This window comes from Pantoea sp. Morm, from assembly GCF_016643525.1.
GTDB lineage: Bacteria > Pseudomonadota > Gammaproteobacteria > Enterobacterales > Enterobacteriaceae > Pantoea > Pantoea dispersa.
On the sequence record NZ_VOQX01000033.1, the window covers coordinates 1 to 23,469 of the forward strand.

The 23,469-nt window shown below is 56.3% G+C and carries 22 protein-coding genes; 13 read left to right on the forward strand and 9 right to left on the reverse strand.

Annotation, left to right across the window (positions count from 1 at the left end):
• The 5 genes from FT726_RS27645 to bolA all read right to left on the reverse strand — a co-directional run.
• A partial coding sequence (locus FT726_RS27645) for a hypothetical protein (protein WP_407075070.1) occupies positions 1–89 on the reverse strand: 89 nt, incomplete at its 3' end.
• Between the two features lie 189 nt (positions 90–278).
• Complete coding sequence (clpX, locus tag FT726_RS13220) at positions 279–1,550, reverse strand: ATP-dependent protease ATP-binding subunit ClpX (protein ID WP_021507186.1); 1,272 nt, start codon at positions 1,548–1,550, stop codon at positions 279–281.
• A gap of 127 nt (positions 1,551–1,677) precedes the next feature.
• A complete protein-coding gene (clpP, locus tag FT726_RS13225) occupies positions 1,678–2,301 on the reverse strand; it encodes an ATP-dependent Clp endopeptidase proteolytic subunit ClpP (RefSeq protein ID WP_010616837.1) in 624 nt (207 codons plus the stop codon).
• Between the two features lie 336 nt (positions 2,302–2,637).
• A complete protein-coding gene (gene tig, locus FT726_RS13230; protein WP_021507185.1) occupies positions 2,638–3,942 on the reverse strand; it encodes a trigger factor in 1,305 nt (434 codons plus the stop codon).
• 303 nt (positions 3,943–4,245) lie between these two features.
• Positions 4,246–4,560, reverse strand: a complete 315-nt coding sequence (gene bolA / locus FT726_RS13235) for a transcriptional regulator BolA (protein WP_058757958.1) — start codon at positions 4,558–4,560, stop codon at positions 4,246–4,248.
• 268 nt (positions 4,561–4,828) lie between these two features.
• Between bolA and FT726_RS13240 the strand changes: the two genes are divergently transcribed.
• The 8 genes from FT726_RS13240 to FT726_RS13275 all read left to right on the forward strand — a co-directional run bounded on the left by FT726_RS13240 (position 4,829) and on the right by FT726_RS13275 (position 13,711).
• Positions 4,829–5,407 carry a lipoprotein gene (locus FT726_RS13240; protein WP_021507183.1) on the forward strand — a complete coding sequence of 193 codons (579 nt, stop codon included), beginning with the start codon at positions 4,829–4,831 and terminating at the stop codon, positions 5,405–5,407.
• Between the two features lie 55 nt (positions 5,408–5,462).
• Positions 5,463–6,950, forward strand: coding sequence for a muropeptide MFS transporter AmpG (gene ampG, locus FT726_RS13245; protein ID WP_288422964.1), 1,488 nt, complete (start codon positions 5,463–5,465; stop codon positions 6,948–6,950).
• 438 nt (positions 6,951–7,388) lie between these two features.
• Entirely contained in the window at positions 7,389–8,312 is a 924-nt protein-coding gene (cyoA, locus tag FT726_RS13250; protein ID WP_031279652.1) for a cytochrome o ubiquinol oxidase subunit II, read from the forward strand.
• A 4-nt stretch (positions 8,313–8,316) separates the two neighbouring features.
• The gene (gene cyoB / locus FT726_RS13255; RefSeq protein ID WP_021507180.1) at positions 8,317–10,299 is read left to right on the forward strand and encodes a cytochrome o ubiquinol oxidase subunit I; all 1,983 of its coding nucleotides are present in this window, start codon (positions 8,317–8,319) and stop codon (positions 10,297–10,299) included.
• Positions 10,299–10,913: a cytochrome o ubiquinol oxidase subunit III gene (locus FT726_RS13260; protein WP_021507179.1), complete on the forward strand. Its 615-nt coding sequence runs from the start codon at positions 10,299–10,301 to the stop codon at positions 10,911–10,913. The genes cyoB and FT726_RS13260 overlap by 1 nt, the downstream gene beginning before the upstream one ends.
• Complete coding sequence (locus tag FT726_RS13265) at positions 10,913–11,242, forward strand: cytochrome o ubiquinol oxidase subunit IV (RefSeq protein ID WP_022549333.1); 330 nt, start codon at positions 10,913–10,915, stop codon at positions 11,240–11,242. The genes FT726_RS13260 and FT726_RS13265 overlap by 1 nt, the downstream gene beginning before the upstream one ends.
• Before the next feature lie 13 nt (positions 11,243–11,255).
• Entirely contained in the window at positions 11,256–12,143 is an 888-nt protein-coding gene (cyoE, locus tag FT726_RS13270) for a heme o synthase (protein WP_021507178.1), read from the forward strand.
• 203 nt (positions 12,144–12,346) lie between these two features.
• The gene (locus FT726_RS13275) at positions 12,347–13,711 is read left to right on the forward strand and encodes an MFS transporter (RefSeq protein ID WP_031279651.1); all 1,365 of its coding nucleotides are present in this window, start codon (positions 12,347–12,349) and stop codon (positions 13,709–13,711) included.
• Positions 13,712–13,767: 56 nt separating this feature from the next.
• On the opposite strand, the gene adhP is transcribed toward FT726_RS13275, so the two are convergent.
• Together adhP and FT726_RS13285 are read right to left on the reverse strand one after the other, a co-directional pair.
• Complete coding sequence (gene adhP / locus FT726_RS13280; protein WP_021507176.1) at positions 13,768–14,808, reverse strand: alcohol dehydrogenase AdhP; 1,041 nt, start codon at positions 14,806–14,808, stop codon at positions 13,768–13,770.
• A 30-nt stretch (positions 14,809–14,838) separates the two neighbouring features.
• Complete coding sequence (locus tag FT726_RS13285; RefSeq protein ID WP_021507175.1) at positions 14,839–16,359, reverse strand: aldehyde dehydrogenase family protein; 1,521 nt, start codon at positions 16,357–16,359, stop codon at positions 14,839–14,841.
• A gap of 261 nt (positions 16,360–16,620) precedes the next feature.
• On the opposite strand from FT726_RS13285, the gene FT726_RS13290 reads away from it, so the two are divergent.
• Entirely contained in the window at positions 16,621–18,387 is a 1,767-nt protein-coding gene (locus FT726_RS13290) for a sigma-54-dependent Fis family transcriptional regulator (RefSeq protein ID WP_282996119.1), read from the forward strand.
• On the opposite strand, the gene FT726_RS13295 is transcribed toward FT726_RS13290, so the two are convergent.
• A complete protein-coding gene (locus FT726_RS13295) occupies positions 18,384–18,875 on the reverse strand; it encodes a YajQ family cyclic di-GMP-binding protein (RefSeq protein ID WP_021507173.1) in 492 nt (163 codons plus the stop codon). The two genes, FT726_RS13290 and FT726_RS13295, sit on opposite strands and share 4 nt — an antisense overlap.
• A 127-nt stretch (positions 18,876–19,002) precedes the next feature.
• On the opposite strand from FT726_RS13295, the gene panE reads away from it, so the two are divergent.
• Together panE and yajL are read left to right on the forward strand one after the other, a co-directional pair.
• A complete protein-coding gene (gene panE, locus FT726_RS13300) occupies positions 19,003–19,923 on the forward strand; it encodes a 2-dehydropantoate 2-reductase (protein ID WP_058757963.1) in 921 nt (306 codons plus the stop codon).
• Positions 19,877–20,488 (forward strand): protein deglycase YajL, encoded by a 612-nt coding sequence (gene yajL, locus FT726_RS13305; RefSeq protein WP_288422974.1) that lies wholly within the window; start codon positions 19,877–19,879, stop codon positions 20,486–20,488. Before panE ends, yajL begins: the two co-directional genes overlap by 47 nt.
• Positions 20,489–20,629: 141 nt before the next feature.
• Here the strand turns inward: yajL and thiI are convergent, their stop codons facing one another.
• A complete protein-coding gene (gene thiI, locus FT726_RS13310) occupies positions 20,630–22,078 on the reverse strand; it encodes a tRNA uracil 4-sulfurtransferase ThiI (protein WP_346302915.1) in 1,449 nt (482 codons plus the stop codon).
• Between the two features lie 234 nt (positions 22,079–22,312).
• Here thiI and xseB point away from each other — a divergent pair, with 234 nt between their 5' ends.
• Positions 22,313–22,555, forward strand: coding sequence for an exodeoxyribonuclease VII small subunit (gene xseB / locus FT726_RS13315; protein ID WP_021507169.1), 243 nt, complete (start codon positions 22,313–22,315; stop codon positions 22,553–22,555).
• Positions 22,555–23,454 carry a (2E,6E)-farnesyl diphosphate synthase gene (gene ispA / locus FT726_RS13320; RefSeq protein WP_021507168.1) on the forward strand — a complete coding sequence of 300 codons (900 nt, stop codon included), beginning with the start codon at positions 22,555–22,557 and terminating at the stop codon, positions 23,452–23,454. The genes xseB and ispA overlap by 1 nt, the downstream gene beginning before the upstream one ends.
• Positions 23,455–23,469: the final 15 nt, after the last annotated feature.

Here is a 23,469-nt window from a genome sequence, read left to right on the forward strand (position 1 = left end):
AACAACGGAATTACCATGTGCGGATAAACCACCACGTCGCGCAACGGCAACACGGGGATTTCAATGCGTTCAGAACGCTCAGGATTCATAGAGCTCTCTCTTAGTTTAATGTCCGCCAGGTGATGGGAACCGCGTGATACAGGCTGTATGCAGTTAGACCCACAGGATTATGAGTATATGGGGATGCTTGCACGACATTCAATGTCACAGAGGTGAGAAAAATAAAAGGGGAAACATTTTCCACTTTTTTAAGATAACAACGTGGTGTAATTGATTATTTATTCGCCAGAAGCCTGGGCTTCATGCTTACCGTAAATCAGCATCGGGTCAGATTGCCCCTCGATCACTGACTCATCGATCACCACTTTCTCTACGCCTTCCATTGATGGCAGGTCGTACATGGTTTCGAGCAGCGCCGCTTCTACGATAGAACGCAGACCACGAGCCCCGGTTTTACGCGAGTTCGCTTTTTTCGCAATCGCCGTCAGCGCTTCGTCACGGAACTCCAGCTCCACGCCTTCCAGGTTAAACAGCGCCTGATACTGCTTGGTCAGCGCGTTTTTCGGTTCACGCAGGATCTGGATCAGCGCTTCTTCGCTCAGCTCGTTGAGCGTCGCCACCACCGGCAGACGACCAATGAACTCCGGAATCAGACCAAATTTGATCAGATCTTCCGGCTCAACCTGTGACAGCAACTCGCCTTCGCTGGCTTTCTGCGATTTACCTTTGACGGTCGCGCCAAAGCCAATACCGGAGCCGGTTTCAACACGCTGTGAAATCACTTTATCGAGGCCGGCAAACGCACCGCCACAGATAAACAGGATTTTCGAGGTGTCGACCTGCAGAAACTCCTGCTGCGGATGCTTACGTCCACCCTGCGGCGGCACGGCAGCCACTGTGCCTTCAATCAGTTTCAGCAGCGCCTGCTGCACGCCTTCACCTGACACATCACGGGTGATAGACGGGTTGTCTGATTTACGGGAAATCTTATCGATTTCATCGATGTACACGATGCCGCGCTGCGCTTTCTGTACGTCGTAGTCGCACTTCTGCAGCAGTTTCTGGATGATGTTTTCAACATCCTCGCCCACATAACCGGCTTCGGTCAGCGTGGTGGCATCCGCCATGGTGAAAGGCACATCCAGCAGGCGCGCCAGCGTTTCCGCCAGCAGGGTCTTACCGCTACCGGTTGGACCGATCAGCAGAATGTTACTTTTGCCCAGTTCAATCCCGTTGCTGGTGTCGCCGTTACGCAGACGTTTGTAGTGGTTGTACACCGCCACCGCCAGCACTTTTTTCGCCTTCTCCTGACCGATAACATAATCGTCAAGGTGATGGCGGATTTCATGCGGCGTCGGGAGCGCGCTGCGCTCGCGGTGCGGGGCCACTTCTTTAATCTCTTCGCGAATGATGTCGTTACACAGATCGACACACTCGTCGCAAATATACACTGACGGCCCGGCAATCAGCTTACGGACTTCATGCTGGCTTTTGCCGCAGAAAGAGCAGTACAGCAACTTACCTGAACCGTCTTTGCGCTTATCTGTCATCAGCTAACCTCTTTTCTTTCTCAGACCTAATTGGTGTACGGCAATGGCCGCACAGCAACGGCCGATATGCATGCAACTCACCTGTCTGCACCCGTTAACTATAGCGTAAGGGGCAGACAGATGTGTCTTATTGGCGATGCGTCAGGATGGAGTCGACCAGGCCATACTCTACCGCTTCGCTGGCAGAGAGGAAACGATCGCGCTCGGTGTCGCGTTCAATCTGCTCCAGCGATTTGCCGGTATGTTCCGCCATCAGCTCATTCATACGCTGCTTCACTTTCAGGATTTCACGCGCGTGGATCTCAATGTCCGTCGCCTGGCCCTGATAGCCGCCCAGCGGCTGGTGAATCATCACGCGTGAGTTTGGCAGACAGAAGCGCTTGCCTTTGGTCCCCGCCGTCAGCAGGAATGCGCCCATCGAACAGGCCTGGCCCATACAGATGGTGCTCACGTCCGGCTTGATGAACTTCATTGTGTCATAAATCGACATACCGGCGGTAATTACACCACCTGGCGAGTTAATGTAGAGGTAAATGTCTTTTTCAGGATTCTCAGCTTCCAGAAACAGCATCTGCGCCACAATCAGGTTCGCCATGTGATCCTCAACCTGACCGGTCAGGAAGATCACGCGCTCTTTAAGCAGGCGGGAGTAGATGTCGTAAGAACGCTCGCCGCGCGAGGTTTGTTCGACCACCATTGGCACCAGCGCATTGGTTGGTGCAGTAAATTCACGATCGCCACTGTATGACATTACCGTCTCCTGATAAATTTCATTGGCAACATTCTGTACCGATTTTACGCGAGGCGCGCGGCGAAAACTATGCGCAGCGGTCTCGTTCCGACATTACAGGACGGTTAATCAGCCAGTCTTACTGTTTTCACGCATTCTCCCTGTATCTGGGGATGCAGCCCAGTTGTTTCAAGCATAACAACCTTTTCCCCATTCGCTAACACGGAAAAACAGCTTAGCGAAGAATTTGCCGATTAATTAGTCAAATAGCGCACAAATGTGGTTGGTTTCCGCCAGAAACGAAAAAGCCCGCGACATAGCGGTCGCGGGCTTTAGCACTCAGGGTTAACTCACGAATCAGGCCGCAGAGGTCTGGTTCATCAGCTCCTGGAAGTTAGTGGCTTTGTCAGTCACTTTGGCTTTCGCCAGTACCGCTTCAACCGCCTGCTCTTCCAGCGCAACGTTGCGCATGTTGTTCATCAGCTCGCTGTTTTTGCTGTAGAACTCGATCACTTCCTGCGGATCTTCGTACGCAGAAGCCATCTCTTCGATCAGCGCTTTAACGCGATCTTCATCGGCTTTCAGCTCGTTGATGCGAATTACTTCGCCCAGCAGCAGACCGACCACAACGCGACGTTTTGCCTGCTCTTCGAACAGTTCACGTGGCAGTTCCAGCGCCTGCTTCTCGTTGCCGCCGAAACGCTGTGCAGCCTGACGACGCAGAACGTCGATTTCGCTGTCGATCAGTGCCACTGGCACGTCGATTTCGTTCGCGTTAACCAGACCGTCAATCGCCTGCGTCTTCACGCGGTTACGGATAGCGCCTTTCAGTTCGCGCTCCATGTTCTTACGCACTTCAGCGCGCAGACCTTCGATGGAGCCATCTTCCACGCCGAAACGCTTGATGAATTCAGCGGTCAGCTCCGGCAGTTCGCGGGTTTCCACTTTCTTCAGCACGATGTCGAACTTCGCGTCTTTGCCTTTCAGGTTTTCCGCGTGGTAGTCATCCGGAAATTTCACGTCGATGGTGAAGGTGTCGCCGGCTTTCTTGCCAGTGATGCCTTCTTCGAAGCCTGGGATCATACGACCCTGCCCCATTGCCAGCACGAAGTCAGACGCTTTGCCGCCTTCGAACTCTTCGCCGTCTACAGAGCCGGTGAAATCGATGGTCGCGCGATCTTCTGCTGATGCCGCTGCATCGGTCTCTTTCCAGGTCGCCTGCTGCTTCTGCAGGGTTTCCAGCATGGTGTCGACGTCAGCGTCGGTCACTTCAACCACCGGTTTTTCGACTTCGATTGCATCCAGGCCTTTCAGCTCAACTTCCGGATACACTTCGAACTCAACCGCGTAAGTGAAATCTTCACCTTCTTTATACTCACCCGGCACGTAGTTCGGTGCGCCAGCTGGGTTGATCTTCTCTTTGATGATGGCGTCAACGAAGTTACGCGTCATCAGCTCGCTCAGGACGTCCTGACGAACAGAGGCACCGTAGCGCTGATTAATGATGGTAGCCGGCACTTTGCCTTTACGGAAACCGTCGATACGGACTTTCTTAGCCACTTCCACCAGTTCTTTCTTCACTGCGCTTTCGATGCTGTCCTTAGGAACAGTAATCGAAATGCGACGGCCCAGACCCTGAGTGGTTTCTACTGAAACTGTCATCTTGTTACCTCAAAAAATCACGTGCTCGGTCAACTTCAGACACCACACAATTAATGCGCCGTATCCAACAACCGGGACGGCCTCTGCAGGCAGAACCTAATCCCTGTCACCAGAAGCGTCCCGAAGACATTCCGGAAAAATAGACGCCGCATTATAGCGGCATCCCCGGAATGAGTCGAGGCTGCAAACTCACCACTTTTTAACGGTTTTGCTGCTTTTTTGCGCCGCAGATCGCGTTTGTGCATCATTGAGGTAAGAAAAAACGGCCCGCAGGCCGTTTTGGAGGAAGCTGAAGAGAAAAACTCAGGCCAGCGTACCGGCACCGCGACAGTTCGGTGAGGCGAGTACGGTATCCTGCAGTCCATCCCACTCTTTGCGCGTGTAGGTATGCAGCGCCAGCGCATGAACGCTGCCTGCCAGCTCGGTCGCCAGCTCGCCATAAATGGCGCGGTGACGCTGCAGGAAGCGCTGTCCGGTGAAAAGGTCGCTGACGATCACCACTTTGAAGTGACTTTCAGAACCGGCAGGCACGTTATGACGATAGCTTTCGTCATGCACTTCGAGATGTGCAGGCTCAAAAGCGTTACGCAGCTTTTCTTCTATTTGTTCGCGAATCATTGTTAACACTCCTCTACGGCGAGCGCTGTGCCCCATCTGTTTAAATATTAGTAGGTTTTTTACCTTTCCCGCAGTCCGGCAGGAAATAAATCCTGCTGCGCTGCGCATCTTAGCCTGCTGAGGCTGTCGGTCAATCGGTTACCGCGTCCGGCTGTCCGAAAAAATCCTTTACAATCAATTTCCCCTGGTGCGGGGCTTTTTTCGCCGTGCCGCAATGCTATGATGGCCGCAGTTTTGCAAACCAACCCATATGCTAACGAGAATGAGTATGTTGAAAAAACTGTTATTCCCTCTGCTGGCTGCCTTTATTTTGGCCGGCTGCGCCAGCAATAACACCACGCTGAACATCCAGCCAAAAATCCAGCTGCCACAGCAGGATCCGAGCCTGATGGGCGTTACCGTCAGCGTTAACGGTGCCGATCAGCGCAGCGATCAGGCGCTGGCCAAAGTGAACCGCGACGGTCAGCTGATCACCCTGACCCCGTCACGCGATCTGCGTTTCCTGCTGCAGGAAGTGCTGGAGAAGCAGATGACCTCGCGCGGCTACATGATTGGCCCGAACGGCGCGGTGGATCTGCAGATCGTGGTTAATGGCCTGTACGCCGATGTTACGCAGGGCAACGTGCGTTACAGCATCACCACCAAAGCGGATATCTCTATTATCGCTACCGCGAAAAACGGCAACAAGCAGGTGAAAAACTACCGTCAGACTTACAGCGTAGAGGGTGCCTTCAGCGCCACTAACGATAAGATCACCAACGCGGTTAACTCGACCCTGAGCGACGTGATTGCCGATATGGCGCAGGACACCAGCGTCAATAACTTCATCAAGCAAAACGCGCGTTAATTTTCCGCAGTAACCTGCCCGGTCCCCGCTGACCGGGCTTCATTTCAGGCTGGCTATGACATCTCACTATCTGCGTATTTTTACCCAACGTAACGCTGCGGTCCTGCTGCTGCTCGGTTTCGCTTCCGGTCTGCCGCTGGCGCTGACCGCCGGTACGCTCCAGGCGTGGATGACGGTAGAGAATGTCGACCTGAAAACCATTGGTTTCTTCTCCCTCGTCGGTCAGGCTTACGTGTTTAAGTTCCTGTGGTCGCCGATGATGGATCGCTATACCCCGCCCTTTCTTGGCCGGCGGCGCGGCTGGCTGCTGGTCACGCAGTTAGCGCTAATTGCCGGCATTGTGGCGATGGGCTTTATGCAGCCGTCACGCGACCTTACCCTGCTGGCGGCGCTGGCGGTGCTGGTGGCGTTCTGCTCAGCCTCGCAGGATATTGTGTTTGATGCGTGGAAAACCGATGTGCTGCCGCCGGAAGAGCGCGGCAGCGGCGCGGCGATAACCGTGCTTGGTTACCGGCTGGCGATGCTGATTTCCGGCGGCCTGGCGTTGTGGCTGGCGGATCGCTATCTCGGCTGGCAGGCCACCTACTGGCTGATGGCGCTGCTGATGGTGCCCGGACTGATCGCCACGCTGCTGGCGCGTGAACCTGAGGCGCCGGTGCACGAGCCGCACTCGCTGCGTCAGGCCGTCGCGTTTCCGCTGAAGGATTTCTTTCAGCGCAACAACGCCTGGCTGCTGATCACCTTAATTATTCTCTACAAGCTGGGCGACGCGTTCGCCGCTTCGCTCACCACCACCTTCCTGATTCGCGGCGTGGGCTTCAGCGCTGGTGATGTCGGTCTGGTGAATAAAACGCTCGGCCTGCTGGCGACCATTATCGGTGCGCTGTACGGCGGCGTGCTGATGCAGCGCCTGAGCCTGTTCCGCGCGCTGATGATCTTCGGCGTGCTGCAGGCAGTATCTAATTTCGCTTACTGGCTGCTGGCGGTAACGCCACCGCATCTGTGGAGCATGGCCAGCGCGGTATTTATCGAAAACCTGTGCGGCGGCATGGGCACCGCCGCCTTTGTGGCGTTGCTGATGACGTTGTGCAACAAATCGTTCTCGGCCACGCAGTTCGCACTGCTGTCAGCGCTGTCAGCGGTTGGACGCGTGTATGTCGGTCCGGCGGCTGGCTGGCTGGTCGAACTATGGGGCTGGCCGGTATTTTATGCCTTTACCGTGGTGGCCGCCGTACCGGGCCTGCTGCTGCTGTGGGCGTGTCGCGGCACGCTACAGGCAATGCAGCACAGCGGTGAATTCATGAAGCGCAGCCTGTGGCCACAGGGTTATCGCTGGACGGTACGCCTGTTCGCGGCGGGCTGTACGCTGCTGGCGCTCTGGCTGCTGACGCTGGCACTGCGTGCGGCGGATATCTGGCACAGCGCGACGCTGCCGACCCATCTGTTTGAGGCAGGGATGGCGCTGGCGCTACTGGCGGTGCTGCTCGGCGTGATGCTGGACTGGCTGGCATTAAGAAAAACAGCGTCAAATCGTGCACATTAACGCTGCGCTATTTGCCAGACGGGGATAAATCGCTTAAAAATAGCCCCCGGCGAATTTTAAGCGATAGCATTTTTTTTAACGCGAAATAGAAACATTAAATTAACAATCCTGCGTAATATTTAAATCCGGTGAGCAATTAATTTGTAGAAATTTCATCGCCAAAATGATGCAGAATTGTTAAATAAATGAGTATTAAAACTCCGGTTTATGCTTTCCCTGTTTTCTCTGCGGTTAATGTCATTGGTTTTTGTTATATTGCCGCCAACTGCTTGTCGCAGTTAATAATTTGTCACCCTGCGCAACATCTGTGACACCCTTAGCAAAAGGTGTCAACAGCCTTCTGACACATCCTTAAGCTGGTTTACACTGCATAAACCTTCCCGTAAAATGCGCGCACACTTAAACGACAATAGAGCCCTTTGTCATTGAGGTCGTTAAATGAGACTCAGGAAATACAATAAAAGTTTGGGGATTTTGTCATTAATTGCAGGCGCTGTATTACTCAGCGGCTGCGATAGTGCGTTGTTAAATCCCAAGGGACAGATTGCACTGGAGCAACGTTCACTGATTCTGACAGCTTTCGGCTTGATGATGATCGTCGTTATTCCGGCAGTCTTAATGGCTGTTGTGTTCGCCTGGAAATATCGGGCAACCAATACCAACGCGAAGTATAGCCCTAACTGGTCACACTCTAACAAAGTGGAAGCCGTGGTCTGGACCATTCCGATCCTGATCATTCTCTTCCTCGGCGTGCTGACCTGGAAATCAACCCACGCGCTGGAGCCGAGCAAACCGCTGGCCTCTGACGTGAAACCGGTTGAGATCGACGTAGTGGCACTGGACTGGAAATGGCTGTTCATCTACCCGGAACAGGGTATTGCAACCGTCAACCAGATTGCCTTCCCGGCAAATACTCCGGTGAACTTCAAGATCACCTCGAACTCCGTCATGAACTCCTTCTTTATTCCTACGCTCGGCAGCCAGATCTACGCCATGGCGGGTATGCAGACCAAACTGCACCTGATCGCCAACGAGCCAGGTACGTTCGACGGTATCTCTGCTAACTTCAGCGGTCGCGGTTTCTCTGGTATGAAGTTCAAAGCCATTGCCACCAAAGACGATGCGGAATTCCAGCAGTGGGTTGCCAAAGTTAAAGCGGCACCTAACACGCTGACCACCATGGATGATTTCGAAAAGCTGGCTGCGCCAAGCGAAAATCACCCGGTGGAATATTTCTCAACTGCGAATCCGGAACTGTTCAAGCAGGTTATTGATAAGTTCATGATGAGCCACGGGAAAATGGACATGTCGCACGAAGGCATGGACATGAATCACGCCGCAGCTGCGGGAGCCGAGGAATAATACGATGTTCGGAAAATTAACACTGGATGCAGTGCCCTACCATGAACCCATTATCATGGTTACGGTCGCCGGTATCATCATTGGTGGTCTGGCGCTGATCGCTGCTATTACCTATTTCGGTAAATGGCAGTATCTGTGGTCTGAATGGTTAACCTCCATCGACCACAAAAAACTGGGTATCATGTACATCATCATGGCCTTTGTCATGCTGCTGCGCGGCTTTGCCGATGCGGTAATGATGCGTACCCAACAGGTGATGGCTTCCGCCGGGGAAGCAGGCATACTGCCACCGCACCACTACGACCAGATCTTCACCGCTCACGGCGTGATCATGATCTTCTTCGTGGCGATGCCTTTCGTGGTGGGTCTGATGAACATCGCGGTTCCGCTGCAAATCGGTGCCCGTGACGTTGCCTTCCCGTTCCTGAACAACCTGAGCTTCTGGTTCACCGCTATCGGTGTGATCCTGGTTAACCTGTCACTGGGTGTGGGCGAATTCGCACAGACCGGCTGGCTGGCTTATCCACCGCTCTCGGGGGCAGAATACAGTCCTGGCGTCGGGGTCGATTACTGGATCTGGAGTCTCCAGCTCTCCGGTATTGGTACCACGCTGACCGGTATCAACTTCTTCGTGACCATTCTGAAGATGCGTGCACCGGGCATGGACCTGTTCAAGATGCCGGTATTCACCTGGGCAGCACTGTGTACTAACGTCCTGATTATCGCTGCGTTCCCGGTTCTGACCGTGACGCTGGCACTGTTGACGCTTGATCGTTACCTCGACTTCCATTTCTTTACCAATGATATGGGCGGTAACATGATGATGTACGTCAACCTGATCTGGGTCTGGGGTCACCCGGAGGTGTACATCCTCGTTCTGCCGGTGTTTGGTGTCTTCTCTGAAGTCACGGCCACCTTCTCGAAAAAGCGTCTGTTTGGTTACACCTCGCTGGTGTGGGCAACCATCGCCATTACCGTTCTGTCGTTCATCGTTTGGCTGCACCACTTCTTCACCATGGGTGCCGGTGCGAACGTTAACGCCTTCTTCGGTATCATGACGATGATCATCGCGATTCCGACCGGGGTGAAAATCTTTAACTGGCTGTTCACCATGTATCAGGGTCGTATCGAGTTCAACTCGGCGATGCTGTGGACCATCGGCTTCCTGGTCACCTTCTCCGTTGGTGGGATGACCGGCGTACTGCTGGCGGTACCAGGCGCAGACTTCGTGCTGCACAACAGCCTGTTCCTGATTGCACACTTCCACAACGTTATCATCGGTGGTGTAGTGTTCGGTTGTATGGCTGGCGTGACCTACTGGTTCCCGAAAGCCTTCGGCTTCACCCTGAACGAAACCTGGGGCAAACGTGCTTTCTGGTTCTGGATCATCGGCTTCTTCGTTGCCTTTATGCCGCTGTACGCGCTGGGCTTCATGGGGATGACCCGTCGTCTGAGCCAGGACATCGATCCGCAGTTCCACTCTCTGCTGGTAGTTGCAGCAGGCGGTGCAGCGCTGATCGCCTGCGGTATCCTGTGCCAGCTTATCCAGTTCTGGGTATCGGTACGTGACCGTGAGCAGAACCGCGATCTGACCGGTGACCCGTGGGGCGGCCGTACGCTGGAGTGGGCAACCTCTTCACCTCCGCCGTTCTACAACTTTGCTGTGATCCCTCATATCCACGAGCGTGATGCGTTCTGGGAAATGAAAGAGAAAGGCGAAGCGTACAAGCAGCCAGAAAAATATGAAGAAATTCATATGCCGAAAAACAGCGGCGCGGCCATTGTTATCGCTGCCTTCATGACAGTCTTCGGTTTTGCCCTGATCTGGCACATCTGGTGGCTGGCAGGTCTTACTTTCCTTGGCACCATCGTGACCTGGATTGTGAAGAGCTTCGATGAAGACGTGGATTACTACGTACCGGTTGCTGAAATCGAGCAGATCGAGAAGAAGCACTTTGATGACATCAGCAAAGCAGGTCTGAAATAATGTCAACTGAAACCGTTAAACACCACCACGACGCCCATGCGGAGCATGGGCATCACGATGCGGGAGCCAATAAAGTCTTTGGCTTCTGGATCTACCTGATGAGTGACTGCATTATCTTCGCAACCCTGTTTGCGACCTATGCGGTCATGGTTAACAACACTGCCGGTGGCCCGGCAGGTAAAGATATCTTCGAACTGCCGTTTGTGCTGGTTGAAACCGCGCTGCTGCTGCTGAGCTCCATCACGTATGGTATGGCAGTGATTGCGATGAACAACCAGAACAAAGGTTCGGTCATCAGCTGGCTGGCGTTGACCTTCCTGTTCGGTGCCGGATTTATCGGGATGGAAATCTATGAATTCCATCACCTGATCAAGGAAGGTTTCGGTCCTGACCGCAGCGGCTTCCTGTCTGGCTTCTTTACGCTGGTCGGTACGCACGGTCTGCACGTGACCTCTGGTCTGATCTGGATGGCCGTGCTGATGTTCCAGATCGCTAAACGCGGTCTGAGCGCCACCAACCGCACCCGTATCATGTGTCTGAGCCTGTTCTGGCACTTCCTGGATGTGGTGTGGATCTGCGTATTCACCGTTGTCTATCTGATGGGGGCCATGTAATGAGTCATTCTGTAAACGAACATGGTGCATCTCACGGTAGCGTGAAGTCTTACATGATCGGCTTCATCCTCTCGATCATCCTGACGGCGATTCCGTTCTGGATGGTGATGGATGGCAGTGCTTCTCACGGCACCATTCTGGGTGTGGTTCTGGTGTGTGCAGTGGTTCAGGTGCTGGTGCACCTGGTCTACTTCCTGCATCTGGACAGCAAATCCGAGGGTGGCTGGAACATGGTGGCCATTGTCTTCTCCGCAGTCATTATCCTGATTGTGGTGATTGGCTCACTGTGGATTATGTGGAACCTCAACTACAACATGATGGCCCACTAAAGAGTCACGCGTAATGATTAAGCAATACCTGCAAGTAACAAAACCAGGAATTATTTTCGGCAATTTAATTTCTGTGATCGGTGGATTCCTGCTGGCTTCAAAAGGCAGCATTGATTACCCCCTGTTTCTCGTCGCTTTGGTGGGCGTTTCGCTGGTGGTCGCATCCGGTTGTGTATTCAACAATGTGATTGACCGCGACATCGACATCAAAATGGAGAGAACGCGGAACCGTGTTCTGGTCAAAGGCCTGATCTCGGCGAAAGTAAGCCTGGTTTATGCAACCGCATTGGGTATTGCTGGCTTTGCGTTGCTGTATTTTGGCGCTAACCCGCTGGCCATGTGGCTGGCGGTGATGGGCTTCGTCGTCTATGTCGGCATTTACAGCCTCTACATGAAGCGTCATTCGGTCTATGGCACGCTGATTGGCAGCCTCTCTGGCGCCGCGCCGCCAGTAATTGGCTACTGCGCGGTGACCAACCAGTTTGATGCTGGCGCGTTAATCTTACTGGCTATCTTTAGCCTGTGGCAGATGCCGCACTCCTACGCGATTGCCATCTTCCGCTTCAAAGATTATCAGGCCGCTAATATTCCGGTTCTGCCGGTGGTGAAAGGCATCTCCGTGGCGAAAAATCATATTACGCTGTACATCCTGGCGTTCATGATTGCCACGCTGATGCTGTCGCTGGGCGGTTATGCTGGCTACAAATACCTGGTGGTGGCTGCCGCCGTCAGCGTGTGGTGGCTGGGTATGGCACTGTCAGGTTACAAAACCTCAAACGATAAAGTTTGGGCGCGTAAACTGTTTGTGTTCTCCATTGTCGCCATCACTGCGCTGAGCGTGATGATGTCGGTGGACTTTATGGCCCCGGCCTCTAAGGACCTGCTGACTTACGTCTGGTAAGTCAGACCGTTACTCCGGACAAGGGCGCGAATTTCGCGCCCTTTCTTTTTGTTACCACTGCTTAAAAACAATTGTTTTACCCGCCCTGCCCTGCTTTCTAAAATAAGCGCTGCATGTCCCGGTGAGCCGGGTCGCAGATAAGGGCGCGCAACCTGTGCCGCTGCAACCTGAAGTCCCAGGGGCATAAACTTACAGAGGTTGGAATGAACGATAATAGAATGACACCAGTTGAGCTTCGGGCAACATGGGGTTTAGGCACAGTTTTTTCCCTGCGCATGCTGGGAATGTTTATGGTCCTGCCGGTACTGACCACTTACGGTATGGCTTTACAGGGCGCCAGCGAAACGTTGATCGGTCTGGCAATTGGTATTTATGGTCTGGCGCAGGCCGTGTTTCAGATCCCCTTTGGTCTGCTGTCCGACCGTATTGGCCGCAAGCCGCTGATTGTCGGTGGCCTGCTGCTGTTTGTGCTTGGTAGCCTTATTGCCGCCACCAGCACCTCCATCTGGGGCATTATCCTTGGTCGCGCGCTGCAGGGCTCCGGTGCCATTGCCGCGGCGGTGATGGCACTGCTGTCAGACCTGACCCGTGAACAGAACCGCACCAAAGCGATGGCGTTTATCGGCATCAGCTTCGGCGTTACCTTTGCGATTGCCATGGTGGTCGGCCCGATTGTCACGCATGCGCTGGGTCTGCACGCGCTGTTCTGGATGATTGCCCTGCTCGCCAGCCTGGGTATCGTGATCACCCTGCTGGTCGTGCCCAATGCGCCGGGCCACGTGCTGAACCGCGAATCCGGCATGGTCAAAGGCAGCATTCGCGCGGTGCTGGCCAATCCCAAATTGCTGAAGCTGAATATCGGCATTCTCTGTCTGCACATTTTACTGATGTCGAGCTTCGTCGCGCTGCCGGGCCAGTTTGAACAGGCGGGCTTCCCGGCGGCTGAACACTGGAAAGTGTATCTGGTGACCATGCTGGTGGCGTTTGTCGCCGTGGTGCCGTTTATTATCTATGCCGAGGTAAAACGCCGCATGAAGCGGGTGTTTGTCGGCTGCGTGGCGCTGATCATCATCGCGGAGATTGTGCTGTGGGGCGCCGCAGGCCACTTCTGGACGCTGGTGATTGGCGTGCAGCTGTTTTTCCTTGCCTTTAACCTGATGGAAGCGATTCTGCCGTCGCTGATCAGCAAAGAGTCGCCGGCGGGCTACAAAGGCACGGCCATGGGGATTTATTCCACCAGCCAGTTTATTGGCGTCGCGATTGGCGGCAGCCTGGGCGGCTGGATTTTCGGCCACTTCGATGCGCAAACGGTGTTTCTGGTCGGCGCGATAGTGGCTGCGGCGTGGCTGTTTGTCGCCATGTCGATGCAGGAGCCGCCGTACGTCAGCAGCCTGCGCCTGGTGCTGAGTGATGCGGTGCTGGCAGTACCGAATCTGGAGAAGCGGCTGCGCGCGCAGCCCGGCGTGGCGTCAGTGTTTATCGTGCCGGAAGAGAAAAGTGCCTACATTAAAATTGACAGCAAAGTGACGAGCCGCGTGGAGCTGGAGGCGCTGCTCGCCAGCAGTTAATGACTTAGCCACAGCGGACCGCGATGCTCTGGCTCCACGCGGTCCGCTCAGCGTCACTACAGCGACATATCCACCACAATACGCCCTTCAATTTTGCCGGCGTGCATGCGCGCAAAGATATCGTTGATGTTAGTCAGCGGCTCAACCGCGACATTCGCTTTCACCTTATGGCGACCGGCAAAATCCAGTGCCTCCTGCAGATCTTTACGCGTGCCGACAATCGAGCCGCGCACCGTAATGCCATCCAGCACCATGTCGAAGATCGAGAGATCGAATTTCCCCGGCGGCAGGCCGTTGAGCACCATGGTGCCGCCGCGACGCAGCGTGCCGATCGCCTGTTCAAACGCTTTTGGCGAGACCGCCGTCACCAGCACGCCGTGCGCACCGCCAAAACTTTCCTGGAACACTTTCGCCGGATCGACCTGCTTCGCATTGGCAACCACGCTGGCACCGAGCCGTTTGGCAAATGCCAGCTTATCGTCGTCGATATCGACCGCCGCCACGTTGAGCCCCATCGCCACCGCATACTGAATAGCCATATGCCCCAGGCCGCCGATGCCGGAAACCACCACCCAGTCACCCGGTTTGGTATCGGTCATCTTCAGACCTTTATAGACGGTTACGCCGGCACACAAAATCGGAGCCACTTCATTAAACTCAACATTGTCAGGAATGATGCCTACGTAGTTGGCATCCGCCAGGCAGTACTCGGCAAAGCTGCCGTTGACCGAATAGCCGGCATTCTGCTGCGACAGACACAGCGTCTCCCAGCTGTCGAGGCAGTGCTCGCAGTGGCCACACGCCGAGTAAAGCCACGGCACACCGACGCGATCGCCCAGTTTGAGATGTTTCACCCCTTCGCCAATGGCCACCACCTGCCCGACGCCTTCATGGCCGGGAATAAACGGCGGATTGGGCTTGATCGGCCAGTCGCCTTCGGCGGCGTGCAGGTCGGTATGGCACACGCCGGTGGCGGCGATTTTCACCAGAATCTGCCCTGGCCCAACGGACGGCACCGGCACCTGCTCAATCACCAGCGGTTCACCAAACGCCTTTACAATCGCGGCTTTCATGGTGGTTTTGATTTGCATATTCATCTTTCACTCTCCATTTGAACGGATGCAGACTCAGAACAGCCCCAGTGGCGCTGTGCCATAGCTGACCAGCAGATTTTTGGTTTGCTGATAGGCGCTGAGCGCCATTTTGTGGGTTTCACGCCCGACGCCCGACTGCTTGTAGCCACCGAATGCCGCATGGGCGGGATAGATGTGATAGCAGTTGGTCCAGACGCGACCGGCTTTAATGCCGCGGCCCATGCGATACGCCAGATTGGTATCGCGCGTCCACACGCCCGCGCCCAGACCAAACTGGGTTTCATTGGCGATCGCGAGCGCCTCTGCCTCATCATGGAATGTGGTGACGCCAATCACTGGCCCAAAAATCTCCTCCTGGAAACAGCGCATCTGGTTGCTGCCCTTGATCAGGGTGGGCTGGATGTAGAATCCGTTATCCAGCTCCGCGGCGATATGCGCACGCTCGCCCCCTGTCAGAATCTGCCCCCCTTCCTCGCGGGCAATGTTGATGTAGGACAGGATTTTGTCGAATTGCTGGCGCGAAGCCTGAGCACCGATCATGGTGTCGGTATCGAGCGGATCGCCACGGCGAATGGTGGCAACCTTGGCCAGCACCCGCTCCATAAAGGGCTGGTAGATCGATTCATGAATCAACGCGCGCGATGGACAGGTACAGACTTCGCCCTGATTAAAGAAGCCCAGCACCAGCCCCTCGACCGCTTTCTCGATGAACGCCTCTTCGCCCGACATCACATCCGCGAAGTAGATGTTAGGTGATTTGCCGCCCAGCTCGACGGTGCAGGGAATGATGTTCTCCGCCGCACAGGCCATGATATGCCGCCCGACCGGCGTGGATCCGGTAAAGGCAATTTTAGCGATGCGCTTGCTGGTGGCCAGCGCTTCGCCGGCTTCGCGGCCAAAGCCCTGCACCACATTCAGCACGCCCGGTGGAAACAGATCACCAATCAGCTCCATCAGCAGCGTAATACCAAGCGGCGTCTGCTCAGCCGGTTTCAGCACCACGCAGTTACCGGCGGCCAGCGCCGGTGCCAGCTTCCACGCCGCCATGAGCAGCGGGAAATTCCACGGGATGATCTGTCCGACTACGCCCAGCGGCTCATGGAAGTGATAGGCCACCGTGGTTTCGTCGATCTCAGCGGTGCTGCCCTCCTGCGCGCGCAGGCAGCCGGCAAAGTAGCGAAAATGGTCGACCGCCAGCGGCAGATCGGCATTGAGCGTCTCGCGAATCGGTTTACCGTTATCCCAGCTCTCCGCTACCGCCAGCTTCTCAAGACTGGCTTCCATACGATCGGCCACCTGCAGCAGCAGGTTGGCGCGCTGCTGTACGCTGGTTTTGCCCCACGCATCGGCGGCCTGATGCGCGGCATCCAGCGCCAGATCGATGTCGCGCGCGTCGGAGCGCGGGAACTGAGCGATATCGCTGCCGTCTACCGGCGAGGTGTTCATAAAGTACTGGCCGCTCAGCGGCTCGGTGAAGTTGCCGGCGATATAGTTGCCGTAGGTCGCCTGGAAAGAGACCAGCGCGCCGGGCGTGCCGGGATGTGCATAACGCATCGCAAACTCCTTATTATCAGGTCAGAGGGTCTGAACAGGCAGCGCAACTGCCTGTGTCGGTATTGCAGCGCGCGTGCCAGTTTTTTCTCATCAGGCGCAAAAGCGATAAATGCATTATTTATCAATCAAATAAATTCATTCCCCGCCAGCTACCCTGTCAGTCCTCCACGACAAACATTGTATCTGTGTTGCGTATCGCAACAGTGCAGAAACCCGAACGCTACAATGTTGCAACACTTACACGCCGTTCTGAGGTCACTCATGCAGGGAAATTCAGCCGCGTCTGCCGTGCACGCCAACCCGCTGTTAAGCGACTCCTGGTTCCGCAGCCAGCTGTATGGATTAGAGCGCAGCGCCGACGATTTCCCGCGCGTGCGTCAGGGCGAGCTGGCCGATGTGCTGGCCAGCAACGCCGGGCTGCAGCAGTTTGCGCAGCCGGTCATCCGCCAGCTGGCGCAGCAGATGGCGGAGACGCAGTCGGTGGTGATCCTGTCCGATGCCAGCGGGCTGGTGCTGAACACCTTTGGCGATATGCAGGCGCTGGAGAAAGCCCAGCGCTTTGCCCTGGCACCCGGTAATTTGTGGAGTGAATGCGGACGCGGCACCAATGCGATTGGCACCGCGCTGGCGATTGATGACGGCTGTGAAATTGATGGCCAGCAGCATTTCCTGACGCGCAATCAGGGTCTGTACTGCGCCGCGATGCCGTTGCAGATGCCCAACGGTCAGATAGCCGGCGTGCTGGATATCTCGGGTCCGGCACACTTTCCGCATCCGCATACCCTGAACCGGGTGAAAGCAGCGGCAAAGCAGATCGAGTACCTGTGGGTGAAGCAGAGCCTGCATCCGCAGCAGTGGCTGCTCAGTCTGCATCCGCAGCCGCAGGGCATCGACACCAGTGATGAATTGCTGCTGGTATTCTCTGACAATGTGCTGACCGCAGCCAACCGGCTGGCGATGCGCGAACTGGCTCTCAGCGCCGACCGCTTTGCCAGCCTGACGTTTCAGCAGCTGTTTCCGCAACTGCAGCAGCAGGCCAACAGCGTTCCCGCCGCGGTCGACATTGGCGCGCAGCGCTACTGGTTCCGCCTGCGCGCGCCGCAGCGCAGCCACGTCAGCGTGCCGGACAGTCGTACGCATGACTTGCCGCGCGTGCTGGGAGCTGACGGCGCAAAAATGCTGCGGTTGCTGGATGCCGGCGTTTCGCTGTGCATTTATGGTGAAACCGGCAGCGGCAAGGAGTATGTCAGCCGTGCTCTGCACCAGCAAAGCCGCTGGCGCACGGGCAAGTTTGTCGCCATCAACTGTGCCGCCATCCCCGAAGCGCTGATTGAATCCGAACTGTTTGGCTACCAGCCCGGCGCATTTACTGGCGCCAGTAAAAATGGCTACATCGGCAAAATTCGCGAAGCGGATGGCGGCGTGCTGTTCCTGGATGAAATCGGTGACATGCCGCTGACGCTGCAGACCCGTTTGCTGCGCGTGCTGCAGGAAAAAGAGGTGGCGCCACTCGGCTCCAGTCGCAGCTGGCCGGTGAATTTTGCCATAATTTGCGCCACGCATCGCGATCTGGCCCAGCGCGTGGCCGCCGGCGAATTTCGTGAGGATTTGCTCTATCGTCTGCAGGAGTTTGCGCTGACCCTTCCGCCACTGCGCGCCTGGCCGAACGTCGCCGGGTTTATCCGCGATTTATGGCAGGAACTGGGAGCCGCGCAGCGTGGCGTACAGCTGTCTCCGGCGCTGCTGACGGCGCTGGCGCAGCAGCCATGGCCAGGCAATGTGCGCCAGCTACGCAGTCTGCTGCGCGTGCTGCTGGCGCTCGCCGATGAGGGCGAAACGCTGACGGAAAGTCACTTGCCGGCAGAGTATCGCCGCCCGCCGGCACCGCCGCTGCGCGAACGCCACGATGAACAGCTGATCAGTGAAACGCTGCAGCGCTATGACGGCAATATCAGTAAAGCGGCGCAGGCGCTGGGGGTCGCGCGCAGCACGCTGTATCGTCGTGCGGCGCGCGACAGAGGGGATTAATCGCGGAAGTTTTTGAACTGGAACGGCTGACCCAGGTTGCCACCGCGCACCAGCGCCATCGCACCCTGCAGATCGTCGCGGGATTTACCGGTGACGCGCAGCTCTTCACCCTGAATCTGCGTCTGCACTTTCAGTTTGCTGTCTTTGATCAGCTTAACGATTTTCTTCGCGACATCGCTTTCGATGCCTTTTTTCAGCTTCGCTTCAACGCTCCAGCTTTTACCGCTGTGCACAATCTCTTCCGGTACTTCAATCGCCGCGCCTTCAATGCCGCGCTTCAGCAGCTTTTCACGCAGAATATCCACCAGCTGCTTCACCTGAAAATCCGATTCGCTGGTGACTTTGATGGTCTCATTCTTTTCGTTGAGCTCAAAGCTGGCGCTCACGTTGCGGAAATCGAAACGGGTTGAGATCTCACGGTTGGCATTCTCCACCGCATTACGCACTTCCGGCAGTTCGACTTCGGAAACGATATCGAAAGATGGCATCTTTTCTTCTCCTGATACTAAAGTGACATGCATAATACGCGTCTTGTCGCGCTAATAAAACACGCGACGCGGAAAGCTATAATTAAGGGTGTGACACCCATTCACCCACCCGCCAGCGGGAGGCATAATGAAAATTACCGTGTTGGGTTGCGGCGCCCTGGGGCAAATCTGGCTCGCGGCCCTTGCACGCCAGGGACATGACGTTCAGGGCTGGCTGCGCGTACCGCAGCCGTACTGTTCGGTCAACGTGGTCGATCCGCAGGGCCACGTCAGCAATCACACCTTCATCGCTAACGATCCGCTGTTTCTGGCTGAAAGCCAGCTGCTACTGGTGACCCTGAAAGCGCCACAGGTTTCACCTGCGGTGAAAAACCTGCAAAGCGTGCTGCCGCGCCACGCGCCGATCCTGCTGCTGCACAACGGCATGGGTACCATCGAAGAGCTCAAAGAAGTGCAGCAGCCGCTGCTGCGCGGCATCACCACGCACGCGGCGATGCGCGACGGCACGGTGATTAAGCATGTCGCGCAGGGCATCACCCACATCGGGCCTGCCAGCCGCGAAAGCGCGGCGCTGAGCGATATCGCCGATATTCTGCATCAGGCACTGCCGGACGTGGCGTGGCACGATAACATCGCGTCTGCCAGCTGGCGCAAGCTGGCAGTTAACTGCGTGATCAACACACTGACGGTTGAGCACGACTGCCAGAACGGTGCGCTGCGCGCCTGGCCGGAACAGATTAACCGGCTGTGCGAGGAGCTGGCCTGGGTGATGGAGCGCGAGGGCCAGCACATCGCGCTGGATAACCTGCGCGACATTATCTACGACGTCATCGACAGCACCGCCGCCAACGTCTCCTCAATGCTGCAGGATGTGCGTGCGCAGCGTCAGACTGAAATTGATTACATTACCGGCTACCTGCTGCGCCGCGCCCGTGCGCAGGGGATTGCGCTGCCGGAAAATACCCGCCTGTACGACCTGATTAAACGCAAGGAGTCCCAATATGAGCGCGAACGCATCAGTGCTGGTTTGCCTGGCCCATGGCAGTGAAGAGATAGAAGCGGTCACCACCATTGACCTGCTGGTCCGCGCCGGCCTGAAGGTGACCACCGCCAGCGTGGAGAGCGACGGCACGCGCGAGATTGTCTGCTCCCGCGGTGTGCGCCTGCTGGCTGACGCACCGCTGGTTGAAGTGGCGGATAACGATTTTGCCGCCATCGTCCTGCCGGGCGGCCTCAAAGGCGCTGAAACCTTCCGCGACAGCCCACTGCTGGTGGAGACGGTACGCCAGTTTCATCTGTCAGGCAAAATTGTCGCGGCGATCTGTGCCGCGCCGGGCACGGTGCTGGTGCCGCATGACCTGTTTCCGGTGGGCAATATGACCGGTTTTCCCGGCCTGAAGCACACCATTCCGGAGGAGAAATGGATGGAGCGCCGCGTGGTGTGGGATCCGCGCGTTAATCTGCTGACCAGCCAGGGGCCGGGCACGGCGATCGATTTTGCCCTGAAGCTGATTGATCTGCTGGTGGATAAAGAGCAAGCACGTGAAGTCGCGTCACAGCTGGTGCTGGCGGCAGGGATTTATAATTATCAGGAATTTGAAGAGCGCGCGTAAAAAAGGTCGCCATCAATGGCGACCCCACGAGATCAGTGCACAGTTTTATTCGTCGCGGTGATTACAGGGTGCGCATTCCTGCGCACCGGGTTTTGCCCATGCACCCGAAATCAGGCGCGCCAGGCTTAACTCCCGCCGCGGTTACGGACGGTACACCTTCACGTTCTTAAAGCCCTGCTCATGCAGATACAACGCCTGCAACCGACTCATCACGCCGCGATCGCAGTACAGCAACCAGGTTCTGCTCTGATCGAGATCGCCGAACTGGGTGCTCAGCTTATAGAACGGCAGCGATTTCACTTCCACGCCGGTCAGCGCCAGCGGATTGTCGTCCTGCTCATCAATCGAACGGATATCCAGTACCACATCGTTGCCGCTGAATGACGCCACGGTTTCCACTTCCACCACTTCTTCTTCCGTCTGCTCCGCAATTTCACGGATATCGACGTTGCTGGCTTCCTGCACCACGCGCTGCAGAATGTCGAAATCGAAGTTCTGCTCTTCGGCTTCGATCTTCGCCTTCACCGCTTTCACCGTGGGGCTTTTCGAAATCACGCCGCAGTACTCCGGCATGGTGCGGGCAAAGTCTTCGGTGCCGATCTGACGCGCAATATTGATGATGTGCTCTTTATCGTGCGAGATCAGCGGGCGCAGAATCAGCGTGTCGGACGCGTTATCAATCAAACGCAGGTTAGTCAGCGTCTGGCTGGAGACCTGGCCCAGCGCCTCACCGGTTACCAGCGCCTGTACGCCGTAACGCTCAGCCACCATCGATGCCGCACGTACCATCATGCGCTTCAGCACCACGCCCATCTGGCCGTCATCAACTTTTTCCAGAATCTCGCCCACCACCGGCTCAAAATTGATGGCGACAAAACGCACGCGATGTGAACGGCCAAAACGCTGCCACAGATAGTGCGCCACCTGACGCACGCCGATTTCATGCGCCGCGCCGCCAAGGTTAAAGAAGCAGTAGTGCACGCGACAGCCGCGGCGCATCAGCATATAGCTGGAGACGCCGGAGTCAAAGCCGCCGGAAATCAGCGACAGCACATCTTCCTGGGTGCCGATCGGGAAGCCGCCCAGGCCTTCATAGCGGCCGGTAATCAGCAGCAGGCGATCGTCTTCAATCTCCAGATTCACCGTCACATCCGGGTGATTCAGCTGCACGCGCGCGCTTTCAATGTGCTGATTGAGACCGCCGCCGACGTAGCGCTCCACATCCTGCGAGCTAAAGCTGTGCTTGCCGCGACGCTTCACGCGCACGCAGAAGCTCTTGCCTTCCAGCCGCTCGCGGTTGAGCGCCAGCGTCTGCTCGAAGATATCGTGCATGTCGCTATAGGCGCGGTCTTCGACTGCCAGCACATGGTGGATACCGGGAATGCGCGTCAGCTCTTCCGTGACGGTGGCACGCAGCGCTTCCTTCTTCGCGCGCACTTCGATGTGATCCCAGTGGCGCACCACGGCGATCTCTTCGTCGAGGGTGCGCAGGGTATTACGGATGTTACCGGTCAGAATTTTGATAAAGCGCAGGCGCACCGACTGACTTTTGATGGTGATTTCAGGGAAGAGCTTGATGATAAACTTCATGGCGACACAGCTTCGTTGGGCAAATAAGTGCTAAAATCATCAACACTTAGCTGGTAAAATCATATAATTGCGGGTTGGCATCAGCCACCGCATCCGAGGCGCGCAAGTATATCACCTTTGTTAGGTGACTGCTGTAAGCAACCTTCGCCGCATTGATTATTTTGCTAATCAATGCCCGTCGGCTACCATGACCGATTGCAACATAATGTCCCAACCTGTGAGTCGACACTGATTATGCCGAAAAAAGCCGAAGCGCCCGTGAGTTTTGAAAACGCACTGCAGCAGCTGGAACAGATTGTCAGCCGTCTGGAGAGTGGCGAACTGCCGCTGGAAGAGGCGCTGAATGAATTCGAGCGCGGCGTACAGCTGGCACGCAGCGGCCAGCAAACCCTGCAGGCGGCGGAACAGCGCGTGCAGATTCTGCTGAGCGACGACAAAGACGCCCCGCTCACCCCTTTCACGCCGGAAAATGAGTAATGGATTTCGTGCAACTGCAGCGCGCCTACCATGAGCGCGTGAACCAGGCGTTGACGCGCTTAATAGATCCACTTCCTTTTCAGAGTTCTCCTCTGGTGAACGCCATGCAATATGGGGCACTATTAGGCGGTAAGCGCCTGCGCCCGTTTCTGGTGTATGCCACTGGCGAGATGCTGCGCGCCGAGGCGGCCAGCCTGGATGCCCCCGCCGCAGCGGTGGAGTGCATTCACGCTTACTCATTGATTCATGATGACCTGCCGGCGATGGACGACGATGCGTTACGTCGCGGGCAGCCAACCTGCCATATCAAATATGGCGAAGACACGGCGATTCTGGCCGGCGATGCCCTGCAAACCCTGGCGTTTACCATTCTTGCGGACCAGCCGATGCCCGGCGTAAGCCCGCAGGATCGCATTGCCATGATTTCCGAACTGGCGCAGGCCAGCGGCGTGGCCGGCATGTGCGGTGGCCAGGCGCTGGATTTAGCCGCCGAAGGCCAATCCGTGGACCTGAACCAGCTGGAGCAGATCCATCGCCATAAAACCGGCGCGCTGATCCGCGCCGCCGTGCGTCTCGGCGCCCTCACTGCGGGTGCCGCGGGCCGCGATGCGCTGCCGCAGCTGGATATCTACGCCAACGCCATCGGACTGGCGTTTCAGGTGCAGGATGACATCCTTGATGTGGTCGGCGATACCGCCGTTCTGGGCAAAACCCAGGGAGCCGATCAGGCGCTGGGGAAAAGTACTTACCCGGCGCTGCTGGGACTGGATAACGCGCGGGCCAAAGCGCAGGATCTCTATCGCGAAGCACTGGGCGCGCTGGAGGTGCTGGCGGCACAGTCGTATGACACGTCCGCTCTGCAGGCGCTGGCCAGCTTTATAATTGAACGCGATAAATAACTTATATAATGAGTC

Coding starts and splice junctions, on each gene's coding strand:
- tig (WP_021507185.1), bottom strand. CDS start 3,942: ATGACAGTTTCAGTAGAAACCACTCAGGGTCTGGGCCGTCGCATTTCG.
- adhP (WP_021507176.1), bottom strand. CDS start 14,808: ATGAATATGCAAATCAAAACCACCATGAAAGCCGCGATTGTAAAGGCG.
- FT726_RS13295 (WP_021507173.1), bottom strand. CDS start 18,875: ATGCCATCTTTCGATATCGTTTCCGAAGTCGAACTGCCGGAAGTGCGT.
- FT726_RS13285 (WP_021507175.1), bottom strand. CDS start 16,359: ATGCGTTATGCACATCCCGGCACGCCCGGCGCGCTGGTCTCTTTCCAG.
- yajL (WP_288422974.1), top strand. CDS start 19,877: ATGAGCGCGAACGCATCAGTGCTGGTTTGCCTGGCCCATGGCAGTGAA.
- cyoA (WP_031279652.1), top strand. CDS start 7,389: ATGAGACTCAGGAAATACAATAAAAGTTTGGGGATTTTGTCATTAATT.
- clpX (WP_021507186.1), bottom strand. CDS start 1,550: ATGACAGATAAGCGCAAAGACGGTTCAGGTAAGTTGCTGTACTGCTCT.
- xseB (WP_021507169.1), top strand. CDS start 22,313: ATGCCGAAAAAAGCCGAAGCGCCCGTGAGTTTTGAAAACGCACTGCAG.
- FT726_RS13260 (WP_021507179.1), top strand. CDS start 10,299: ATGTCAACTGAAACCGTTAAACACCACCACGACGCCCATGCGGAGCAT.
- bolA (WP_058757958.1), bottom strand. CDS start 4,560: ATGATTCGCGAACAAATAGAAGAAAAGCTGCGTAACGCTTTTGAGCCT.
- FT726_RS13275 (WP_031279651.1), top strand. CDS start 12,347: ATGAACGATAATAGAATGACACCAGTTGAGCTTCGGGCAACATGGGGT.
- cyoE (WP_021507178.1), top strand. CDS start 11,256: ATGATTAAGCAATACCTGCAAGTAACAAAACCAGGAATTATTTTCGGC.
- panE (WP_058757963.1), top strand. CDS start 19,003: ATGAAAATTACCGTGTTGGGTTGCGGCGCCCTGGGGCAAATCTGGCTC.
- FT726_RS13240 (WP_021507183.1), top strand. CDS start 4,829: ATGTTGAAAAAACTGTTATTCCCTCTGCTGGCTGCCTTTATTTTGGCC.
- FT726_RS13290 (WP_282996119.1), top strand. CDS start 16,621: ATGCAGGGAAATTCAGCCGCGTCTGCCGTGCACGCCAACCCGCTGTTA.
- thiI (WP_346302915.1), bottom strand. CDS start 22,078: ATGAAGTTTATCATCAAGCTCTTCCCTGAAATCACCATCAAAAGTCAG.
- ispA (WP_021507168.1), top strand. CDS start 22,555: ATGGATTTCGTGCAACTGCAGCGCGCCTACCATGAGCGCGTGAACCAG.
- cyoB (WP_021507180.1), top strand. CDS start 8,317: ATGTTCGGAAAATTAACACTGGATGCAGTGCCCTACCATGAACCCATT.
- ampG (WP_288422964.1), top strand. CDS start 5,463: ATGACATCTCACTATCTGCGTATTTTTACCCAACGTAACGCTGCGGTC.
- FT726_RS13265 (WP_022549333.1), top strand. CDS start 10,913: ATGAGTCATTCTGTAAACGAACATGGTGCATCTCACGGTAGCGTGAAG.
- clpP (WP_010616837.1), bottom strand. CDS start 2,301: ATGTCATACAGTGGCGATCGTGAATTTACTGCACCAACCAATGCGCTG.